General features: G+C 65.1%; 17 protein-coding genes. 10 read left to right on the top strand and 7 right to left on the bottom strand.

All coding sequences use genetic code 11. The features are described from left to right. Positions 1-46: 46 nt before the first annotated feature. From manD to NS355_RS10635, 5 genes are all read left to right on the top strand, one after another. The gene (gene manD, locus NS355_RS10655; RefSeq protein WP_058745696.1) at positions 47-1,258 is read left to right on the top strand and encodes a D-mannonate dehydratase ManD; all 1,212 of its coding nucleotides are present in this window, start codon (positions 47-49) and stop codon (positions 1,256-1,258) included. 10 nt (positions 1,259-1,268) lie between these two features. Beyond that, positions 1,269-2,579, top strand: coding sequence for an MFS transporter (locus NS355_RS10650; protein WP_058745718.1), 1,311 nt, complete (start codon positions 1,269-1,271; stop codon positions 2,577-2,579). Between the two features lie 77 nt (positions 2,580-2,656). Then, complete coding sequence (locus NS355_RS10645) at positions 2,657-3,928, top strand: PQQ-dependent sugar dehydrogenase (protein WP_058745695.1); 1,272 nt, start codon at positions 2,657-2,659, stop codon at positions 3,926-3,928. Between the two features lie 20 nt (positions 3,929-3,948). Further along, positions 3,949-4,815 (top strand): hypothetical protein, encoded by an 867-nt coding sequence (locus NS355_RS10640; protein WP_058745694.1) that lies wholly within the window; start codon positions 3,949-3,951, stop codon positions 4,813-4,815. A 75-nt stretch (positions 4,816-4,890) separates the two neighbouring features. Further along, entirely contained in the window at positions 4,891-6,315 is a 1,425-nt protein-coding gene (locus NS355_RS10635) for a L,D-transpeptidase family protein (protein ID WP_058745693.1), read from the top strand. Between the two features lie 12 nt (positions 6,316-6,327). Here the strand turns inward: NS355_RS10635 and NS355_RS10630 are convergent, their stop codons facing one another. After that, a complete protein-coding gene (locus NS355_RS10630; RefSeq protein WP_058745692.1) occupies positions 6,328-7,170 on the bottom strand; it encodes a type 1 glutamine amidotransferase in 843 nt (280 codons plus the stop codon). Positions 7,171-7,386: 216 nt separating this feature from the next. Between NS355_RS10630 and NS355_RS10625 the strand changes: the two genes are divergently transcribed. After that, on the top strand, positions 7,387-9,543 hold the full coding sequence (locus NS355_RS10625) for a TonB-dependent receptor (RefSeq protein WP_058745691.1): 2,157 nt from the start codon (positions 7,387-7,389) through the stop codon (positions 9,541-9,543). 2 nt (positions 9,544-9,545) lie between these two features. Further along, complete coding sequence (locus NS355_RS10620; RefSeq protein WP_058745690.1) at positions 9,546-10,616, top strand: PepSY-associated TM helix domain-containing protein; 1,071 nt, start codon at positions 9,546-9,548, stop codon at positions 10,614-10,616. An 8-nt stretch (positions 10,617-10,624) separates the two neighbouring features. On the opposite strand, the gene NS355_RS10615 is transcribed toward NS355_RS10620, so the two are convergent. The 3 genes from NS355_RS10615 to NS355_RS10605 form a co-directional block, all read right to left on the bottom strand. After that, positions 10,625-10,873 carry a hypothetical protein gene (locus NS355_RS10615; protein WP_058745689.1) on the bottom strand — a complete coding sequence of 83 codons (249 nt, stop codon included), beginning with the start codon at positions 10,871-10,873 and terminating at the stop codon, positions 10,625-10,627. 71 nt (positions 10,874-10,944) lie between these two features. Then, positions 10,945-11,115 (bottom strand): (2Fe-2S)-binding protein, encoded by a 171-nt coding sequence (locus NS355_RS10610; protein ID WP_058745717.1) that lies wholly within the window; start codon positions 11,113-11,115, stop codon positions 10,945-10,947. Positions 11,116-11,195: 80 nt separating this feature from the next. Beyond that, positions 11,196-12,443: a DUF418 domain-containing protein gene (locus NS355_RS10605; protein WP_244489648.1), complete on the bottom strand. Its 1,248-nt coding sequence runs from the start codon at positions 12,441-12,443 to the stop codon at positions 11,196-11,198. Between the two features lie 82 nt (positions 12,444-12,525). On the opposite strand from NS355_RS10605, the gene nhaA reads away from it, so the two are divergent. Further along, positions 12,526-13,932, top strand: a complete 1,407-nt coding sequence (gene nhaA / locus NS355_RS10600; protein WP_058745688.1) for a Na+/H+ antiporter NhaA — start codon at positions 12,526-12,528, stop codon at positions 13,930-13,932. Here the strand turns inward: nhaA and purL are convergent. The 3 genes from purL to map are packed head-to-tail and all read right to left on the bottom strand — an operon-like array spanning position 13,929 to position 18,556. Further along, positions 13,929-16,154: a phosphoribosylformylglycinamidine synthase subunit PurL gene (gene purL, locus NS355_RS10595; protein WP_058745687.1), complete on the bottom strand. Its 2,226-nt coding sequence runs from the start codon at positions 16,152-16,154 to the stop codon at positions 13,929-13,931. The genes nhaA and purL overlap by 4 nt on opposite strands. Before the next feature lie 55 nt (positions 16,155-16,209). Then, positions 16,210-17,721 carry an ABC1 kinase family protein gene (locus NS355_RS10590; protein WP_058745715.1) on the bottom strand — a complete coding sequence of 504 codons (1,512 nt, stop codon included), beginning with the start codon at positions 17,719-17,721 and terminating at the stop codon, positions 16,210-16,212. 7 nt (positions 17,722-17,728) lie between these two features. Beyond that, positions 17,729-18,556 (bottom strand): type I methionyl aminopeptidase, encoded by an 828-nt coding sequence (gene map / locus NS355_RS10585; protein WP_058745686.1) that lies wholly within the window; start codon positions 18,554-18,556, stop codon positions 17,729-17,731. A 50-nt stretch (positions 18,557-18,606) separates the two neighbouring features. Between map and NS355_RS10580 the strand changes: the two genes are divergently transcribed. Together NS355_RS10580 and NS355_RS10575 are read left to right on the top strand one after the other, a co-directional pair. Next, entirely contained in the window at positions 18,607-19,377 is a 771-nt protein-coding gene (locus tag NS355_RS10580; RefSeq protein WP_058745685.1) for a competence/damage-inducible protein A, read from the top strand. A 175-nt stretch (positions 19,378-19,552) separates the two neighbouring features. Then, complete coding sequence (locus tag NS355_RS10575) at positions 19,553-20,530, top strand: NAD-dependent epimerase/dehydratase family protein (protein WP_058745684.1); 978 nt, start codon at positions 19,553-19,555, stop codon at positions 20,528-20,530. Positions 20,531-20,673 lie beyond the last annotated feature (143 nt).

Below are 20,673 nucleotides of genomic sequence, written 5' to 3'. Positions count from 1 at the left end.
GCGGCCGTCCCTTCGTCGCGCCCCCATTCGCCTGAAGGACGTTCCCATGCCCAAGATCGTTTCCGCCCGCCTGATCGTCACGTCGCCAGGACGCAATTTCGTCACGCTGAAGATCGAATGCGACGACGGTACCACCGGCCTGGGTGATGCCACGCTCAACGGGCGCGAGATGGCAGTCGCCAGCTATCTGCAGGATCACGTCATCCCCTGCCTGATCGGGCGCGAGGCGCACCGGATCGAGGATATCTGGCAGTATCTCTACAAGGGAGCGTACTGGCGGCGCGGGCCGGTGACCATGACCGCGATCGCGGCCGTCGACATGGCGCTGTGGGATATCAAGGGCAAGATCGCCGGACTGCCCGTCTATCAGTTGCTGGGCGGGGCGGCGCGGGAAGGCTGCATGGTCTATTGCCACGCCAATGGCACGTCGATCGAGGATACGATCGCCACCGCGATCCGCCACCGCGACGAGGGGTATCGCGCGATCCGCCTGCAATGCGGCGTGCCGGGCCTCGCCTCCACCTATGGCGTCGCCAAGGCGGGACAGCGTTACGAGCCCGCCGATGCCGACCTGCCCAGCGAAAGCGTCTGGTCGACCGAGAAGTACTTACGGGTCGTGCCCGAACTTTTCGCGGCGGCGCGCGAGGCGCTGGGTTGGGACGTGCATCTGCTCCACGACGTCCACCATCGGCTGACCCCGATCGAGGCGGCGCGGCTGGGCAAGGATTTGGAACCCTATCGCCCCTTCTGGATCGAGGACGCGACCCCGGCCGAGGATCAGGACGCATTCCGCCTGATCCGCCAGCATACGACGACGCCGCTGGCGGTGGGCGAGATTTTCAACTCGGTCTGGGATGCCAAGCATTTGATCGAGAACAGGCTGATCGACTATATCCGCGCCACCGTCGTCCATGCGGGTGGCCTGACCCATTTGCGGCAGATCGCCTCGCTGGCGGACCTTTACCAGGTGCGAACCGGCTGTCACGGCGCGACCGATCTGTCGCCCGTCACCATGGCGGCGGCGCTGCATTTCGGGCTGTCGATCCCCAATTTCGGCATCCAGGAACATATGCCGCACACCGATGAGACGGATGCGGTCTTCCCGCATCATTACCGGTTCGAAGACGGCATGATGCATCCCGGTGATGCCCCCGGCCTGGGCGTCGAGATCGACGAGGCGTTGGCGGAAACCTATCCTTACAAGCGGGCCTATCTGCCGGTGAACCGTCTGGAGGACGGGACCTTGTGGAGTTGGTAAGGTGAGCGACCTGACCCAGGCCGCCGCCGCAGCGCCCGACACCGTCGCCCAAGCCGTGCCGCCGCCGCGCGGGCGAGTGCGCTGGGTCATCTGCGGATTGCTCTTCGCCGCTGTCGTACTGAGCTACATCGACCGGTTGGTTCTCGGTGTGCTCAAGCCGCAGCTGACGGCGCTCTATGGGTGGACCAATAGCGGTTACGGCGACATCACCGGCTATTTCCAGGTCGCCTATGGCCTGGGTTTCCTGCTGTTCGGTTGGCTGATCGACCGGATCGGGCCGCGGGCGGGCTATCTGCTGGCGATGGGGGCGTGGACGGTCGGCCATTTCGCGCAGACGCTCGTCACCTCGACCACCGGCTTCGCGCTCGCCCGCATTCCGCTGGCGCTGGGGGAGGCGGGGACTTTCCCCTCGGCACTGGCGGCCGCCTCGCAATGGTTCCCGAAGAAGGAACGCGCCATGGCCATCGGCATCTTCAACGCCGGGGCCAATGTCGGCGCGGTGGTGACGCCGCTTCTCGTCGGCTTCCTGATCGCCGATCTGGTGCTCGACTGGCGCTGGGCCTTCATCATCACCGGGCTGTTCAACCTCGTCTGGCTGACGGCGTGGTGGCGGCTGTACCACCCGCCCCACAGCCATCCGCGCATCAGTTCCGAGGAGCGAGCGTGGATCGAAGCCGAGCCGGTCGAAACGGTAGGCCGCGCAGGCTTCCTGACCGTGCTGCGGCACCGCGAGTCCTGGTCCTATATGACCGGACGCTTCCTGATCGATCCGGTCTGGTGGACCTTCCTGTTCTGGCTGCCGGACTTCTTCCACAGCCGCTACGGCTATGACCTGAAGAATTTCGGTCCGCCGCTGGTCGCCATCTATATCATGGCCGATGTCGGGGCGATCGTCGGCGGCTGGTATTCTTCACGGCTCTTGAAGCGCGGCGTCGAAACGGGCCGGGCGCGCAAGCAGGCGATGTTCGCCTGCGCGCTGTTCGCATTGCCGGTGATGTTCGCCGCCCAGGCGAGCAGCATCTGGGTCGCGGTGGCGATGATCGGCCTGGCCTGCGCCGCGCATCAGGGCTTTTCGACCAATCTCTTCGCGCTGCCCGGCGACCAGTTTCCGCGTTATGCGCAGGGGACCTTGATCGGGCTGGGCGGTTTTGCCGGGGCGACCGGCGGGTTCATCGCGTCCAAGGCGTTGGGTGCGTTGCTCGACCGGGTGGGGAGCTATCAGCCCTTCTTCATTGCATGCGGCGTCGCCTATCTCGTCGCGCTGTTGATCTTCCATATCCTCAATCCGCGCTACCGCGACGTGCGCATCCACCCCATGTAACATTTCATGTCCCGATCGCGGCGGCGGACATATGGCCGGATCGGGTGGTTCCTCGCTGCAAGCAGCCGGGAGCCAATATGAACAGGATCGCCTTCGCCCATCTTCTTCTCGCCTCGACCATGGTCGCAGGCGGGGCCTCTGCCCAATCGGCGTCAAAGGTCGTCGGACTGCCGCCCCAGCCCGAGCCCTATGCGACGGAGTCGGTGGTCAACCATCCCAAGACCATCGGCTGGCCGGAAGGACGCAAGCCCGTCGCCCCGCGCGGCTATGAGGTGGTGAAGTTCGCTGGCGGGCTCGATTATCCACGCCAGGCGCTGCTGCTGCCCAATGGCGATGTGATCGTCGCGGAGGCGCGGACCAAGCCCAAGCTCGACGCCGATCCCGAGGTGCAACGTGGGCAGGCTTTATCGAAGACCACCGGCTTCAGCGCCAATCGTCTGACGCTCTTGCGCGATGCGGACCGGGACGGGGTGGCGGAACAGCGCTTCGTGCTGCGCGAGGGACTGAACCAGCCATTCGGCATGCAATATGTCGACGGGCGGCTGTATGTCGCGAACACCGACGGCGTGGTGAGCTTTCCCTTCCAGCCCGGCCAAACGACCATCACTGCCGCACCCAAGCCGCTGATCGCGTTGCCCGCCGGGGGTTATAACAATCACTGGACCCGCAATCTGCTGCTCAGCCCGGATGGACGCACGCTCTACGTCTCGGTCGGCTCGGCCTCGAATGTCGGCGAGTTCGGCATGGACGAGGAAAAGCGGCGCGCCGCGATCCTGGCGGTTGATCTGGCGAGCGGACGCGAGCGGCTTTACGCCTCGGGGCTGCGCAATCCGGTCGGCATGGCCTGGGCACCCGGCGGGGTGTTGTGGACGGCGGTCAACGAGCGGGACGAAATCGGCGACGATATCTCGCCCGACTATTTGGTCGGCGTGAAGGAAGGCGGCTTCTATGGCTGGCCGTACAGCTATTACGGAAAGCAGGATCCCCGCCACGCCAATGAGCGTCGCGATCTGCTCGCGACCACGCTGATGCCCGACGTTGCGGTCGGCGCCCATGCCGCCGCGCTGGGTATGGCGTTCGACAAGGGGAATAACGGGCAAACCGCCTATGTCGCACGACATGGTTCGTGGAACCGGTCCAGCTTCAGCGGCTATGATGTGCTCGCCGTGCCGTTTTCGGGTGGCCGCCCGACCGCCGCGCTGCAGCCCTTCCTGACCGGCTTCGTCGCCGATGCCAGGAAGGGCGAGGTCTATGGTCGCCCGGTCAGCATCCAGACGCGCGAGGACGGCGCAATTTTCGTGCTGGATGATGCGGGTGATACAGTCTGGCTGGTCCGCCGGGCTTCGTGAGACGCGGACATGGTGCGGCGATGGCGGCTATCTTGTTAGCCATCGTCGCGGTCGCTGGCCCTGCCAGGGGTCAGTCCATTCCGTTTGCCGATACCGAGGATGCCACGCTTTCCGAGATCGACGTAGAGGACCGGGGCAGGAATTGGCATCCGGTCGTAACGCTCGACATCCGCAACGGTGATTATGCTCGCGGTGCGCTGGATGACGATGATGCCGCGCTCGACCGGGTGCCGGTGCATGTCGCCTTTGGCGGTGCGTTGGTGCTTCGGCGCGGACGGGATGGCAGCGGCGACCTGTTCCTCATCGGGCAAAGCTCCAACGGCTTTCATGCGCCGCAAGCGGATGAGCGCGTCGCGCCGCGTGCTTGGTATGAAAGCAACAATCTGCTTGGGCTTGCCTGGCGTCCTGCGGAAGGACTGACCACCGCCGCGACCTATACGATCAAGACCAGCCCTAATGGGGTGGCATCGACCACGCATGAAGCGAGCCTGAGCATCCTCTATGCGGCGGATCGTGGTCTTGGTCGATTGAAGCCCCGCGCGGCGATCACCCGCCGGACGCAGGGGCAGGGTGGTCTTTACACCATTGCCGGGATCAGTCCGTCCTTCGCACTTTCGCGGCGCGAGGACGGACCGTCGCTCAGCGTGCCGCTATTGGTCGGTATCGGCTGGCACGGCTTTTACGCCGAGCAAAGCGGCACGCGGGTTTATGGCAGCGGAGGGCTCTCCATCGCCTATCCCGTCAAGCTCGGCGGCAGCGCCGCGACCTTGCAAGCCGATATCCTCGCGCTGGTCAGGGACGACCGACTGCGCCGACTGGACGCGCCAAGTGGGACGACGGCGACGGTGGTCCCGCATGCCACCATCGCGCTGATGCTGGCGTGGTAGGCCAATCCAGACGAAGCGGGAGCCGACTTCATTTCGGTGCGTTTACGATCTGAAATGAGGGAGCGACGAACGGATATGCGGACGGGATCGGTATTGGCGCTGGGGCTGCTGCTGTCGGCATGTGGTGGTCAGGTCGCGACGGATCAGAATGCCACGTCTTCGACGAAGGAGCAGGCCGGTCCCGCCCAGTGGAGTGATCGCACGCGCGGCCAGTTACGTGAGGCGATCGATGGGCGGGCTGCGCATGGCCTGGACCATATGACATTCGACATGTCGGGCAGCGACGAGGCCAAGACCAGCGAACAGGCGCTCCGCTTCGCCACGGCCCTGGCGCGGGGTGCGACCGATCCCACCAAGCTTTACGACGTCTATACTGTGCCGCGCCCGTCGCCCGACCTGAAGGCCGGACTGGCGGCGGCGTTGCGCAGCGGCGACCTGACCAAATGGCTGAACAGCCTCGCGCCGCAGGACGGCAATTACAAGCGGCTCTCCGACGCCTATCTGAAGCTGCGTCAGCAGCCCCAGGATGCCGAGGTGAAGATCGCGGGAACCGGCGAGCCGATCAAGCCGGGCGCGACTGACCCGCGCCTGCCGGTCATCATGCGCGAGCTGGTCATCCTCGACTATCTGGCGCCCAAGGCGGCGCAGGGAACCAGCTATGGTCCGACCGTCGTCGATGCGGTGCGTCGGATGCAGGCCGATTACGGGATGAAGCCCGATGGTATCATCGGCAGCGAGGCGCTGGCGATTCTCAACATGTCAAACGCCGACCGGGCGCGCGCCATCGCGGTTGCGATGGAACGGCTGCGCTGGCTGGAGCGGACGCCGCCCGCCACGCGGATCGACGTCAACATTGCCGCCGCCCGCCTGACCTATTGGCGGGACGGCAAGATCGTCGATAGCCGCAAGGTCGTCGTCGGCGAGCCGGACACCGAGACGCCGCAGCTCGGGTCGCCCATCTATCGTCTCGTCGCGAACCCGACCTGGACCGTGCCGCGCTCGATCCAGCAGAAGGACTTGGCCAAGAAGGGCGCTGGGTATCTCAAGGCCAACAACATGGTTTGGAAGGATGGCTGGATCGTGCAGCAGCCGGGGCCGAAGAATTCATTGGGGCTGGTCAAGTTCGACATGCTGAACGACCATGCCATCTATCTGCACGATACGCCTGCCAAGGCGTTGTTCGGCATGGTCCAGCGCCAGCGGAGCCATGGCTGCGTCCGTGTCGACGACGCGCTGGGCTTTGCCGAGATGCTGGCCAAGGACGAGGGTGTGCTGGACGAATGGCACAAGGCCCGCGAGACCGGCAAGGAGAGCTTCGTCAAGCTGCCGCGACAGATCCCCGTCCGGCTTCTCTACCAGACAGTGCTGTTCGACGATGGTGGCGAGCCGATCGTGCGCAACGATCCTTATGGCTGGGACGACCGGGTGGGCGCGGCATTGGGCTTCAAGGCGGGCAAGGCGCTCCGCGTCGTGACCGGCGCGGCGGATGTCGGGCCGTAATCGCCGGGCGGCTTAACCTCTCAGCATGGTGACATGCGACAGGAAATTGGCGATTTCGCGGCGGCGCAACTGTTCATCTGCGAATTCGCCATCCACCCCCAGCCGCCAGCGAAGCGCCCGGTTGTCGGGCGTTTCGTAAAGTGCATCGAGATCGCCGCACCATGCTTCGACATCGTTTTCGGCATTTGCCAGCCCCGCCTCGACAAGGTCACCGGCCTGTGCGGTGATGGCCAACGCGATCTCGCGCAGCGCCAGTTCGGGATGATATTGCACGCCCCAGAAAACCCCAGATTCAAAGCGGATTTCCGCCGCCTGCACACGGGTCACGGCGTTGCTCGCAAGCAGCGTAGCGCCGGGCGGTAGTTCCTCCACTTCGTCACCATGAATAGCGGGCGCATCCCAACAGGGCGGCCGACCCGCGAGCAGCGGATGGCCGCGCCCCGCCTCGGTCGGGGCGATGCGGCGGGCGATACCGGCCTCCATCCGTTGCGGCATCTTGCGCACCCGTCCGCCTGCGGCCGCTACGGCGATCTGCAATCCGGCGCAGGAGCCGAAGGATGGCACGCCTGCCGCGAATACCCGGCGCATGAAGTCGAGTTGACGCCGGACCTCGGGACTGTCGTCATAGACGTGCATCGGCGAGCCGGTGAGGAAGACCGCATCAAACGCCGCCAAGCTGTCGGTTGAAAAAACGGGGGCTGCATCGTCGGCCGGGGAGACGATCGTCGTGGCAACGCCCGGCTGCATTTGTTCCAGCGTCGCCGCATAGGTCTCACCGGAACTTTTGCCGGCACGGCGGCGACGGGCTTCGCGTTCTTCGGGCAACTCGCTTTGCGCGATCAGATAATGCGGCACAGGATGCTTTCGATGATGAACCCCACCAACGCGTCCCTGAACCGGACGGTCCATCTCTAAGCTTCGAGTATTTCGCCGAAAATGCCTGCGGCTGGTACGCAAATAAGGGGCTGGTGTCCGATGAAGAACAGGATTGGTGCCATCCAGCTAATGCGACCGATTTGCAATTTTGAATTCTTTTGCCTAAGAGCCGCCACCACAAAGGGGGTGGCGGATATGAATATCGGTTGGCGGCTTCTGGCGATGACCTCGGTCGCGCTCTATCCGGCGATAGCTCAGGCGCAGGATAAGGCGGAGGCACCAGAAGCGGGCGATATGCCCGCGCAGGACATCGTCGTGAGCGCGGCGCGCTCCGTCCTGCCGCCCAACGCCTTGCCGCTGACCATCGACATCATCGACAAGCAGGCGCTGGATCAGCAGATCGCCATCTCCGGCTCGGTGGTCGATGCCGTCGCGACCCTGACTCCATCTTTCTCGCCGACCCGCCAGAAATTGTCCGGTGCAGGCGAGACGCTGCGGGGGCGCTCGCCGCTTTATGCGATCAACGGTATTCCGCAGACCACGCCGCTGCGCGACGGCAGCCGGGACGGCTATACGATCGACGGCTTCTTCATCGACCGGGTCGAACTGATCTATGGCTCGAATGCGCTGCAAGGTGTCGGCGGGACGGGTGGCATCGTCAACCAGGTGACAGTCGGCGCGCCCCGTCGTGAAGGACTGAGCGGCCGCGCACTGGTGCAGGGCACGGCCGACGCCGATTTTCACGGCGACGGGCTGGGCGGCAAGGTTGGCGGGCTGCTGCAGTACAAGTCGGGCCGCTTCGATATCAGCGCAGGCGCGGTCTATGAAAAGCGCGGCGTTTTCTATGATGGGGAGGGGCGCCGGGTCGGCCTGAACCTGACTCAGGGCGAGACCCAAGATTCGCGAACCACCTCGCTGTTCGCGCGCGCGGGCTATGCGGTGACCGATACGATGAGGCTCAACCTGATAGCCAGCCGGTTCGAACTGAAGGGTGACGGCGATTATGTCGCGGTGGCGGGTAACCGCGTCACCGGCCTACCGACCAGCGCCCAGCGCGGCGATCCGCCGGGTCGCAGTGCTGCGAGCCGAACGGAGAGCGTGGCGCTGTCGCTCACCGATCCGGACCTGGCCCGGGGCAACCTCGTCACCCAGATATTCTGGAACCGCACCCGTGACACCTTCGGGGCGGAGATCAACCCGATCGCAACCTTCCAGGACTCACTGATCGCGCCGGTGGGGACTCTGATCGACCAATCGCAAAACCGCAGTCGCAAGATTGGCGGCAAGATCAGCTATGAGCGCGCGATCCCCGGTTTCGAGGCACTGACCGCGATCATCGGTTTCGATGCCTTGTGGGACAAGACCGAGCAGCGGCTGATCCTGACGAACCGCGTCTGGGTGCCGCCCAGCGACTTCCGGAGCCTAGCGCCGTTCGGCCAGCTGAACCTAGCGCTGTTCGACAAGGCGGTGCGACTGGCGGGCGGGGTGCGATGGGAGAATGTCCGCATCGGTATTGCCGACTATACCACGCTGGCGACGTCGAACCGTGTTTCGGTAAAGGGCGGTACGCCGACCTTCCAGGACGCCCTGTTCAACGGCGGCGTCATCGTCGAGCCCATCCGGGGCATCCGTGCCTATGCCAGCTATGCCGAAGGTTTCACCGTCCCCGATATCGGCCGCATCACCCGCGCGGTGAACCAGCCGGGTGTTTCGATCGACACCTTCCTCGACATCGCGCCCATCGTATCGAACAATCGCGAGATCGGTATCGAGGTGAAGCGCGGGCCGTTCGATGCCAGCACCGCCTATTTCTGGTCGTCCAGCGACAAGGGGCAATTGTTGATCGCCAATCCGGGCGGCATCTTCGACGTCCAGCGTCTGCGAACCGAAATCCAGGGGCTGGAGATCAACCTGGGCATGCGCCTGCCGCTGCCGGGCACGCGCCTGTCGATCGGCTATGCGCATCTGTCGGGCCGCTATGACAGCAATACGCCGCCCGACGGGATCGTCGACACCGATCTGGACGGCACCAACATCTCGCCAGACCGGCTCAACCTGGCGGCCAGCTATGATCGCGGGCCGTGGTCGGCGCGGTTGCAGAGCCAATTCTTCCTGTCGCGGACATTCAAGGGGCGGCTGCGCGACCCGCGCAACGATTTTGGCGGCTATACGGTCGTCGACGGCACCATCGCCTATGATACCGGCAAGGGTACGATCTATATCGCGGCGCAGAACCTGCTCGACCGCTTCTACATCGACTATTCCAGCGACACCCGGCTGCCGACCGACAATTTCAGCTATTTCGCCGGGCGCGGGCGCACCGTTACGCTGGGCTGGGACGTAAGGTTCTGACGATGAAGTGGCTCGATCTGCTCCACCGCTGGACGGGCGGCATCATCGGTCTGGTCCTGGGTCTGCTGGGGCTGACCGGGTGCCTACTGGTCTGGAAGACCGCGTGGATCACGGTGCCGGGCAAGACGATGCCGCTGATCCGCGATCCGGCCTCCGTCGCGACGGCGGTCCAGCGTCTGCTCCCTCAGCCTGAGGGCGGCGAGAGCGTGGTGTTCGCCGATAACGGCTTTGCCCTGCACCAGCTTCGGCTTGCCCATGGGGCGGGTGCCTATGCCGATCAGGGCGGGCGGATCGTCGAACGCTGGAGCAGCCAGTGGGAGCGACCGGAGCTGTGGCTGTTCGACTTCCACCATCATCTGTTCGCCAGCGATATCGGCGAGACGGTGATCGGGATTGCGGGGCTGTGCGGGCTGTTCTTCGTGGTGTCGGGCACGATCCTGTGGTGGCGGACCCGGCGAACGTTCAAATGGCGGCTGCTGCCGAAACGCATGAGCCGTCCGGCGATCGTCATGCATCACCGCGATCTGGGTATCATCGTCGCACCGCTGCTCTTGCTGTCGAGCATTACCGGCGCGGCGATGGTGTTTCGCCCGGTGGCGATGATCGTCGTGGCGCCGTTCGGCTCCCCCGCCAAGGCGCTGGCGGCGTTGCGGCCGGGCAAGGTGCATGGCGGGTCGCTGTCGGCCAATCCGCCCTGGCGCGCGATGCTGACGACGGCGAGCCAGCGTTTTCCCGATGCCGTTCCTCGTATCCTGTCCATGCCGCGCAAGCGGGGAGACCCGATAACACTGCGAATGCGACGGGCAGACGAGTGGTTGCCCAATGGGCGAACTACCCTGGTCTTCGATGCCGCCACCGGCCGCCTGCTGTCCAACACCGACGCGATGGCGATGCCGCGAGCCGCCCGCGTCTATACCATGTTCTATCCGCTTCATGCCGGGCGTGTGGGTGGGCTGGCGTGGAAACTGCTGATGACCGTCAGCGGTCTGGCGCTGAGCTTGTTGGGATCGTTGGCGGTCTGGACCTTCTGGTTCCGGCGACCGCGCCGTCCGGTCCGCGCGTCCCGGCCTTAGCCCGCCGCCTAAGGCTTGCGCAGGGCAGAGGCGAGGGCGATACCGGCCGCCAGTTGCAACAAGCCATAAGCCCGGCGGCGTAGCGGATGGTCGGCAAAGGGACGGACGAGCAGATCGACTGCCGGAACATCCGATCGCCAGAGTTCGACATGCCGTTTCGGTTGCAACAGGCCGAGCAGGCCATCGCCGATCATGAAGACGGCGGCCATTTCGCCGCTGCGGCGCAGGCCGATCTGAAGGTTGGTCCGGTCGCTCATCGCCGCTCTCCCAAAACTCCCCAACGCGAAAGCGGGGCTATGGTCGCATGGCGGCAGGCCTGTAGAGAAACTCAGGCGGCGGCGCGTTCTTCGTCGATGATGGCGCGTGCCAGGACCGCGCACTGGCCGCATTTGGGCTGGCGACCGAGCGCCTGATACATTTGACACGGGGTCATGGAACCGGCGCGCGCCGCATCGCGGACCTGGGATTCCCGAATGGCATTGCAGACGCAGACGACCAAGGCGCTCTCCATCGATTACGTCCTCTGTCTAGCGCTAATGAGAGTGGATCGCAAGCATATTGCGAGCCGTTTGCAGAAAATTATCCCGCCCGGCCGACTACGCCTCGACTTGCCAATCGCCATAGGCGCTCGAGTGGACCTTGCCCGAAACGGGCCAGCCAGGGCTTCGACCAGAATATCATCAACCCCCACATCATGGGCGCCAGAATATAGAGTTCTGCCCGGCTCCAGCGGGCGAACTGCCCCAGACCATGACCGTAAAAAACGGCCGTCATGAGGAGGCTCGTCGCGATATAATTGGTGAAGGCCATGCGCCCCGCCGCGGCGATCCGCACCGTCCACCAGCCGCCGGGCCGCATCAGCAGCAGTATCAGCGCGGCATAACCGATCGTCCCGATCAGTCGAAAGGGCACGTTCAGGAGCAGTTCGACCAGGGTCACCGCGCGAACGTCGTATCCACTGGCCATGATACCCGACGCCATCGCGGCATAGGCGGGAATGGTCAGTCCAAGGCCCCATACCGCCCAGCGGCGATAGGCGGCGCGCGGCCAGCCGCCCGTCAGGTAGCCCGACTTGAATGTAGCCATGCCCAGCAGCATCGCGCTGAGTGTGTCCGGGCCGATCTGGATGAGATCGATCAACGGATTACCGTTATTCTCCAGCCGAAAGGCCGTCGCCATAACCCAGGACCCGCGCATCGCGGTGATTTCCGGGGCGAGGCTGGCGGTGGGAGGCGTGCCGAACGCCAGTTGATAGCTGTCCCATAGGCTCGCCATTTGCGGCGTGTTTCGCGCGGCGGCGACGAACAGCCCCAGACAGTCCAGCGCACCGAATGCCATGGATAGTCCGGCGCAGCCCAAGGCGGTCCAGCACAGGGCCCGTGGCGTCAGGCCGACAAAGGCGAGCGCGACGACGCCGACGAGCGCATAATGGGCCAGGATATCCCCGGTCCAGATGAAGGTCAGGTGGACCATTCCCAGAACGAACAGCACCGCCATCCGCCGCAGGTGGAAGGACGCTCCGTTCCACCCCGCCGCATCCGCCCGCTGGATGACCAACAGGGTCGATGCGCCGAACAGCAACGAGAATAGCCCGCGCATCCGCCCGTTGACGAAGCTTTCGGTCAGGAACCACATGACGATGTCGATCGGTCGTCGCCCGCCCCACCCCATCGGGTTGGAATAAGCGGAGTCGGGCAAGGCAAAGCCGGGCAGGTTGGCGAGCAGGATCGCCATCACCGCTACGCCGCGCAACACGTCCAGCGACAACAGCCGCTCACCGGGGGCGGCCGAACACAGGGGAGGGGCAGGGGCAGGACCGTCGGCCAAGGAATAGCTCCGTCTAACTTGCCGGGGCTTAGCCCGCGTTGGTGGGGATGCAACCACCGTGCTGGCGAGGCATTGGAATCCCATGGGATTATCGCCTCGTCTGACCGGCCGCACCATCGCGCGTGCGCATCATTCGCCCGCCGCGTCGGCGTTCCTGCGCAAGATCGAGCCGCTGTTCGCAGGACGGGAGGTCACGGGCGGCCCGTTGCTGCTCGCGACGATCCTGGCGCTGGCGATGACCAACAGTCCCTGGGCGGGCGGTTTCGAGCGTTTCTGGGACACGCCCGTCACCATCGGGTTCGGAACGGGCGAGGTGTCGCACCGGCTGGCCGAGTGGATCGACCATGCCCTCCTCCCGCTATTCTTCGTGATCGTGGGGGCGGACGTGAAGCGGGAAATGGCGATAGGGCCGTTGGCGCACTGGCGCAGCGCAGCGTTTCCCCTGTCGGGGGCCTTGGGCGGGATGCTGGTGCCGGTGGGGCTCTATCTGGCGGTCGCCGGAGGCACGCCCGCGCAACCCGGCTGGGGCGCGGTCATCACCACCGACACGGCTTTCGGTCTCGCGCTGATCGCCGTCTTTGCGAACCGGCTGCCAGCGGGTTTGCGCGCGACAATGCTGGCCTTTGCCGCGGTCGACGATGTCGGCGGGCTGCTGGTCATCGCCTTCGCCTATAGCGGTGCGATCGATCCATGGGGGCTCGTTGTCGCGGCGGCTGGGCTGGCGGGCATCATGGGGTTACGCCGGATAGGCTGGGTGTCGTCGGTGCCCTATGTGCTGCTCGCGTTGCTCGTATGGGGCGGCGTGCTGGAGTCCGGCATCCATGCGACGATCGCCGGGGTTCTGATCGGCCTGACCGTTCCCGTCCAGCCCCGGCTGCAACAACATGCCTTTGCGCAGCGGGTCCAGCGGCGGGTCGACGAGTTTCGCGACGCGCATGATGCGGCCGAAGGGGCTGATGATGACGAGGAGGAGCATCGGCACCGCGAGCGGGCCGAGGAACGGCTGGGCTATCTGCACGAAATGGCGTCGGCCACGCGTGAAGCGAGCAGCCGGTTGATCGAGGTGCTGACCCCCTGGGTCAATTATATCGTGCTGCCGCTGTTCGCACTGTCGAACGTGCGCATCCACATTTCGGGGGATTTGCTATCGATGATCGGCGGGCCGCTGGTGATGGGCGTGGTGCTGGGCCTCGTGATCGGCAAGCCGCTGGGCTTCCTGACCTTCACCTGGGCGGCAAGCGCGCTGGGGCTGGCGCGGCGGCCCGATGAGGTGACATGGCCGATGGTGGCGGGCGTCGGCGCCTTGGCCGGGATCGGCTTCACAATCTCGCTGTTCATCGCGGGGCTGGCATTCGGCGATGGCGAAATGCGCGAGGCGGCGTCGCTGGGCGTGCTGTTGGCCTCGGTACTGGCGGCGGCGATCGGCTATGCGATCCTTCGCCACTGTGCGGAGCCCCGGCACGCCGCCGAGGCTCCGCCAGAAGGTTAGGCGAGGGCGGCGTCCGCGCCCATCAGCGCGGGGAAGAAGCCCTCATGCGCGCCCCGCAGGTCGTCGAGCGCCACGACGAAATCGCCGTCCTCGCGCTCGAAGATCAGGCGCGTGCCCGCCGTGCGACCGATCCGCTCGACCTCGACGCCCGCCTGATGTGCGTTCGCCAGGAAGTCCATCAAGGCGGTGTCCTCGACCGTGGCGATGTAAAGTCCCTGGTCCTCGGCGAAGAGCTGGCGGCAGGCCTCGCCTTGCTCGGGGAACTGGATCAGCGCGCCGATATTGCCAGCCAGCGCCATCTCGGCGACCGTCACCGCGATGCCGCCGTCCGAGACGTCGTGCACGGCGGTCAGGTGACCGGCGGTGATCGCTTCGCGCACCAAGTCACCGGTACGACGTTCCGCGTCCAGGTCGATCGAGGGGGGCGGCCCCGCCTCGCGGCCCTCGATCCCGTGCACTTCGCGCAGCCACAGCGACTGGCCGATTTCACCCTTGGGGGTTCCGATGAGGACGATGACGTCGCCGGCGCCCTTGAAGGCGATCGTCGCCGACTTGGACCAATCGGCCATCAGGCCGACGCCGCCGATCGCCGGGGTCGGCAGGATCGCCGAGCCGCCGCCGGTCGCCTTCGACTCATTGTAGAGCGAGACGTTGCCCGACACGATCGGATAGTCGAGCGCGCGGCACGCCTGGCTCATGCCTTCCAGGCAACCGACGATCTGGCCCATGATCTCTGGGCGCTGCGGATTCGCGAAGTTGAGGCAGTTGGTGATGGCGAGCGGCTTGGCGCCGACCGCCGTGATGTTGCGCCACGTCTCGACCACCGCCTGCATGCCGCCGGTAACCGGATCGGCATAGCAGTAGCGGGGCGTGCAATCGGTGCTCATCGCGAGCCCCTTTTGCGTGCCATGGACGCGAACCACGGCGGCGTCGCCACCGGGGCGCTGCACCGTGTCACCGCCGACCATATGGTCATACTGCTCCCAGATCCACCGACGCGAAGCGATGTCGGGCGAACCCATCAGCTTGAGCAGGTCCGCCGCCGGGTCCTGACAACCCGGCGACGTGATCGCAGCCGGAACCTCGGTCGGCACATGCGGCCGGTCGTAAAGCGGTGCGTCGTCGGCCAGCGGCGCGAGCGGGATGTCGCACACCACTTCGCCCTTGTGGCGAAGGACCATGCGGCCGGTCTCGGTGACATGGCCGATGACCGCGAAGTCCAGCTCCCACTTGCGGAAGATCGCTTCGGCGAAATCCTCGCGGCCGGGCTTCAGCACCATGAGCATCCGCTCCTGGCTTTCCGACAGCATCATCTCATAAGCCGTCATGCCCTCTTCGCGTTGGGGCACATCGTCCATGATCAGTTCGATTCCGACGCCGCCCTTGGACGCCATCTCGACCGACGAGGAAGTCAGGCCCGCCGCGCCCATGTCCTGGATCGCGACGATCGCGTCCGACGCCATGAGCTCCAGGCACGCCTCGATCAGCAGCTTTTCGGTAAAGGGGTCGCCGACCTGCACGGTCGGGCGCTTCGCTTCCGCATCTTCGCCGAAATCGGCCGACGCCATGGTCGCGCCGTGGATGCCGTCGCGGCCGGTCTTGGAGCCGACATAGACGATCGGATTGCCGACGCCGCTGGCGGCCGAGTAGAAGATCTTGTCCTGATCCGCGACGCCGACGGTCATCGCGTTGACGAGGATGTTGCCGTCATAGGCAGGGTGGAAGTTCACCTCGCCGCCCACGGTCGGCACGCCGACGCAGTTGCCGTAACCGCCGATGCCATGCACCACGCCCGAGATCAGATGGCGCATCTTGGGGTGATCGGGACGCCCGAAGCGCAGCGCGTTCAGGTTGGCGACCGGCCGCGCACCCATGGTGAACACGTCGCGCAGGATGCCGCCGACGCCGGTCGCCGCACCCTGATAGGGCTCGATATAGGAAGGATGGTTATGGCTCTCCATCTTGAAGATGGCGGCCTGGCCGTCGCCGATGTCGATGACGCCCGCATTCTCACCGGGACCGCAAATCACCTGAGGCCCTTCGGTCGGCAGCTTCTTCAGGTGGATGCGGCTCGACTTGTAGCTGCAATGCTCGGACCACATGACCGAGAAGATGCCAAGCTCCACGAGGTTCGGCTCGCGGCCCAGCGCGGTCAGGACGCGCTGATATTCTTCTTCGGACAGGCCGTGGTCGGCGACGATCTGGGGCGTGATCTCGGTCATGGCCCGCGCCTTTAACGCGGTGTCGCGGGTTCGTCACTATCGGGATGCGAAGATGTTATCCGAAGTGCAGCGCGATCGCGATGGCGACGCCGGAAAAGGCCAATGCGGCCGCGATCCAGCCTGTGCCGGTGCGGATCGCCGCTTCGATGCCGCCGGTGGAAGGGGCCGCCGGTTCGCTCTCCATCTTGCGCGTGGTCGCGCGGATCAGGCGGGGGAGGTCGTCGCCCAGGCGGTCCAGCTCCAGCGCCAGTGAAGCCGCGCGTCTGGTCCAGCGTTCGGGGGCAAGACGCGCCTCGACGATTCGCGCGCTGGCCCGACGAAGCGCGGCCGACAAGTCGAAGTCGGGCTCGATACCGCTCAACACGCCGTCGATGGTGATGAGCGCCTTGAACAGCAGCAGCATGTCGGGCTGCAGGACGATGCGCTCTTCGCGAAGCACCGGGAATATGTCGCCGAGGATCGCCGCCAAGCGCAACGCGCCGCCGCCATGCCGGGCCACGAGCCGGTCGGCGACCGCCTGAAAACGTTCGGGCGCAATATCGTCGGTTTGCGACCAGTTCTTCAACGTTTCCGTGAGCAAGGCGGGGTCGCTGTTCGCGATCGACTGGGTAAAGGCGATCACCTCTTCGCGTCGACGCGGGGACACATGGCCGATCAGACCCAGGTCGAGCATGGCGATCCGATTGCCGGGCAGGCAGAGCAGGTTGCCCGGATGCGGGTCGCCATGGAAACGCCCGTTGATCAGCGTCATGTCGAGCACGATGTCCGCCCCGGTCGAGGCGATGGCGGAGGGATCGATCCCGGCCTGTCGAAGGATCTCGGCATTGCGCGGCGGCACGCCATCGATGAAGTCCATCACCAGCAGCGTTTCGGAGGTCTGTGCCCAGTGGATCGCCGGGACGATCACGCGGGCATCGCCAGCAAAATCCTCGCGAAGTCGGTCGGCGTTATGACCTTCATTGGTGAAGTCGAGTTCTTCGAGGATGTCGCGGCCGAGTTCGCGTACCATCCGTACCGCGCCGTAACGCCGGGCTTCGGCGTTGGCGGCCTCGACCAGCACCGCCAGCTGGGTCAGGAGGCGGAGGTCGGCTTCCATCACCGGCCGGATGCCGGGGCGGCGAATCTTGAGGACGACCTCCGTGCCATCCGCCAGCGCGGCGCGATGGACCTGCGCCATCGAAGCCGCGGCCAACGGCTCGGGATCGAACCGGGCAAAGGCGCTTTCGGGCGGCTCGCCCAGCGCGGCTTCGACCTGTTCGCGCAGATCGGCGAAGGGCAGGCGGGGAGCGGCACTATGCAGCCGTTCGAACTCGGCGATCCATTCCGGCGGCAGCAGGTCGGCGCGGGTGGCCAGGATCTGGCCGAGCTTGACCCACACTGGACCAAGGGCCTCCATCGCCTGCCGGGTGCGCGCGGGCAGGTCGAAGGGCAGGGCATCCGGATCCCGCCGCGCCGGGTCGAGCCCGAGCCGCGCCAACAGCACGTCCAACCCGAAGCGCGAGGTGGTGGCGATCACCTCGGCCAATCGGGCGCGGTCGCGTGCCGCAACCCGGATCGCACCCAGCATCATGGCGTCAGATATAGGGCGGTTGGGTATAGCCCGCCGGGCTGAGCGTAAAGATTTCGCAGCCCTCTTCGGTGATGCCGATCGAATGCTCGAACTGCGCCGACAGCGAACGGTCTCGCGTCACCGCCGTCCAGCCATCGTCGAGCAGCTTCACGTCCGGGCGACCGGTATTGATCATTGGCTCGATGGTGAAGATCATACCGGGCTTCAGTTCGGGGCCGGTGCCGGGGCGACCGACATGGACGACCTCTGGCGCATCGTGGAACAACAGGCCCAGGCCATGGCCGCAAAAATCGCGGACCACGCCGTAACGATGCTTCTCGGCATGCTGCTGGATGGCATGGGCGACATCGCCCATGTGGTTGCCGGGCTTGGCCTGTTCGATGCCCAGCATCAGGCACTCATAGGTCACCTCGACCAGCTTGCGGGCCTTCAGCGGCACGTCGCCGATCAGGTACATGCGGCTTGTATCGCCATGCCAGCCGTCGACGATCGGGGTCACGTCGACATTGACGATATCCCCGGACTTCAACGTCTTTTCGGACGGAATGCCGTGGCAGACGACATGGTTGATCGAAATGCAGGTCGAATGCGTATAGCCACGATAACCCAGCGTCGCGGGTACGCCGCCACGTTCCAGGATGAACTGGTGGATCAGCCGGTCGATCTCGGCCGTGGTGACGCCCGGCACCATATGCGGGACGAGCATGTCCAGCGTCTCGGCGGCCAGGCGGCCCGCCTTGTGCATCCCGTCAAACGCCTCGCGGCCCCAGAGCTTGATCGCGCCGGTCCGCCCCTGAGGCGCGTCGGCGGAAACGGTCACATAATCGGTCATGGCCGCGATATAGCGTGGCGCGACCGTTTTTGCGAGGCTATGTCGGGCGCATGGAAACCGCGACCTCACCTGAGCGTATCTGGACCGCAGCACTGATCGTCATCGGTGACGAAATCCTCTCGGGTCGGACACAGGATCGCAACATCGCGCAACTGGCCACCTGGTTAAACGTACAGGGAATCAGGCTTGCCGAAGTTCGGGTCGTCGCTGACCGGCCGGATGCGATCGGCGAAGCGGTGAACACGCTGCGCGTACGCAACGACTATCTATTCACGACCGGCGGCATTGGGCCGACGCATGACGACATCACGGTCGACGCGATCGCCGCAGCGCTGGGCGTGCCGGTGATCGAGCATCCCGAAGCTCGCGCGATCCTGGAGGATTATTATACGACGCGCGGCGGGGTGACTGCCGCCCGCGCGCGGATGGCACGCACGCCGGAAGGTGCTTCGCTGATCCCCAACCGCGTCTCCGGCGCGCCGGGCATCCGCATCGGCAACATCTTCATCATGGCCGGAGTGCCGCACATCACCGCGGGTATGCTCGACGCGTTGACCGGAACGCTGGAAGGCGGCCGACCGGTCGTGTCGGGCACGATCGGTTGCTGGGTCGGCGAGAGCGAGGTCGCCGAACTGCTCCGTCAGGCCGAAAAGGCGCATGAGGGTGTGGCGATCGGAAGCTATCCCTTTTTCCGCGAGGGTCGGACGGGGGCGAATTTCGTCGTGCGAAGCCCCGATGCGGCGCAGGTCGACGCCTGTCTGCGGGACTTGACCCTCGCGCTGGAAGCCGATGGTCGCGACGTCATCGCAGGCGGTATCTGAACCGCCGATCCATTTGCATTTTTGTACTTTTTCAAGACTGACGCCCTAGAGGCGGGTCATAGGGACGATTGTGCCCGTCCTGAATGACCGAAGAGATGGAGTGCTTGGATGCGGATTACGGTGACTGGAACGGGGCGGAACGCCCGCCCCGGCGCGGTTCTGGGTAGTTAAGCCGATGGCCGCACCCATCCTCGTCACCGGCGCGGCGGGCTTTATCGGTCACGCCACCGCCCATTGCCTGCTTTCGCGTGGTGAGACGGTGATCGGGATCGATAATCTCAATGACTATTACGAACCGGCGCTGAAACGGGCGCGGCTCGCCAGTTTGCAGAGCGTTCCCGGATTTTCCTTCCATATGATGGACGTGGCGGATGCCGGAGCCGTCGCCGAGCTATTGAGGGAGCATGGCGCGGACCGCGTCGTCCATCTCGCGGCACAGGCGGGCGTGCGCTATAGTATCGACAACCCCTTTGCCTATGAACGCTCCAATATTGGCGGCCATCTTGCGATACTGGAGGCATGTCGCCACCAGCCGGGCTTCGTCCACCTCGTCTATGCCTCGTCCAGCTCGGTCTATGGCGACAAACCGATGGGCGGGCAGGGGTTCAGCGAGGATGAGCCCGCGGTCTCCCCCGTGTCGCTCTATGCCGCGACCAAGCGCGCCTGCGAGTTGATGAGCCAGTCCTATGCGACGCTTTATGGCTTTCCGCAGACGGGGCTGCGCTTCTTCACGGTCTATGGCCCATGGGGACGGCCGGACATGGCCTATTTCTCGTTCACCCGCAAAATCCTGAACGGCGAGCCGATCGAGATTTTCGGCGAGGGCCGGATGGCTCGGGACTTCACCTATATCGCGGATATCGTCGACGGCATCGTCGGTGCACTGGACCATTCGCCCGAGCGCGGCAGCCACCGTATTCTCAACATCGGCGATAGCCAGCCGGTCGGTTTGATGGACATGATCTCCACGCTGGAGCGGGCGCTGGGTCGCGATGTGATCAAGATTATGAAGCCGATGCAGCCAGGGGACGTGACCGCCACTTACGCCGATGTGTCGAAACTCAACGCACTGACCGGCTATGCACCCAAGGTCGCTCTGGCCGAAGGACTGGAGCGCTTTGTCGCCTGGTATCGGGATTATTACCGCATGTAAAAATATGCGGTGACCATTGAGGTGATGGAGCGGGTGAAGGGATTCCGTTCCATGATTTGGCCACACTGAAACCCGCAGAAAACTGCGGTTTCTAGATCGTCCGAAAGGCTATGTGCTACAGTTTGGTGCCCAGATCAATGCGC

The organism is Sphingomonas yabuuchiae (assembly GCF_001477495.1).
GTDB lineage: Bacteria > Pseudomonadota > Alphaproteobacteria > Sphingomonadales > Sphingomonadaceae > Sphingomonas > Sphingomonas yabuuchiae_A.
This window is presented reverse-complemented; position numbering and strand designations above follow the sequence as displayed.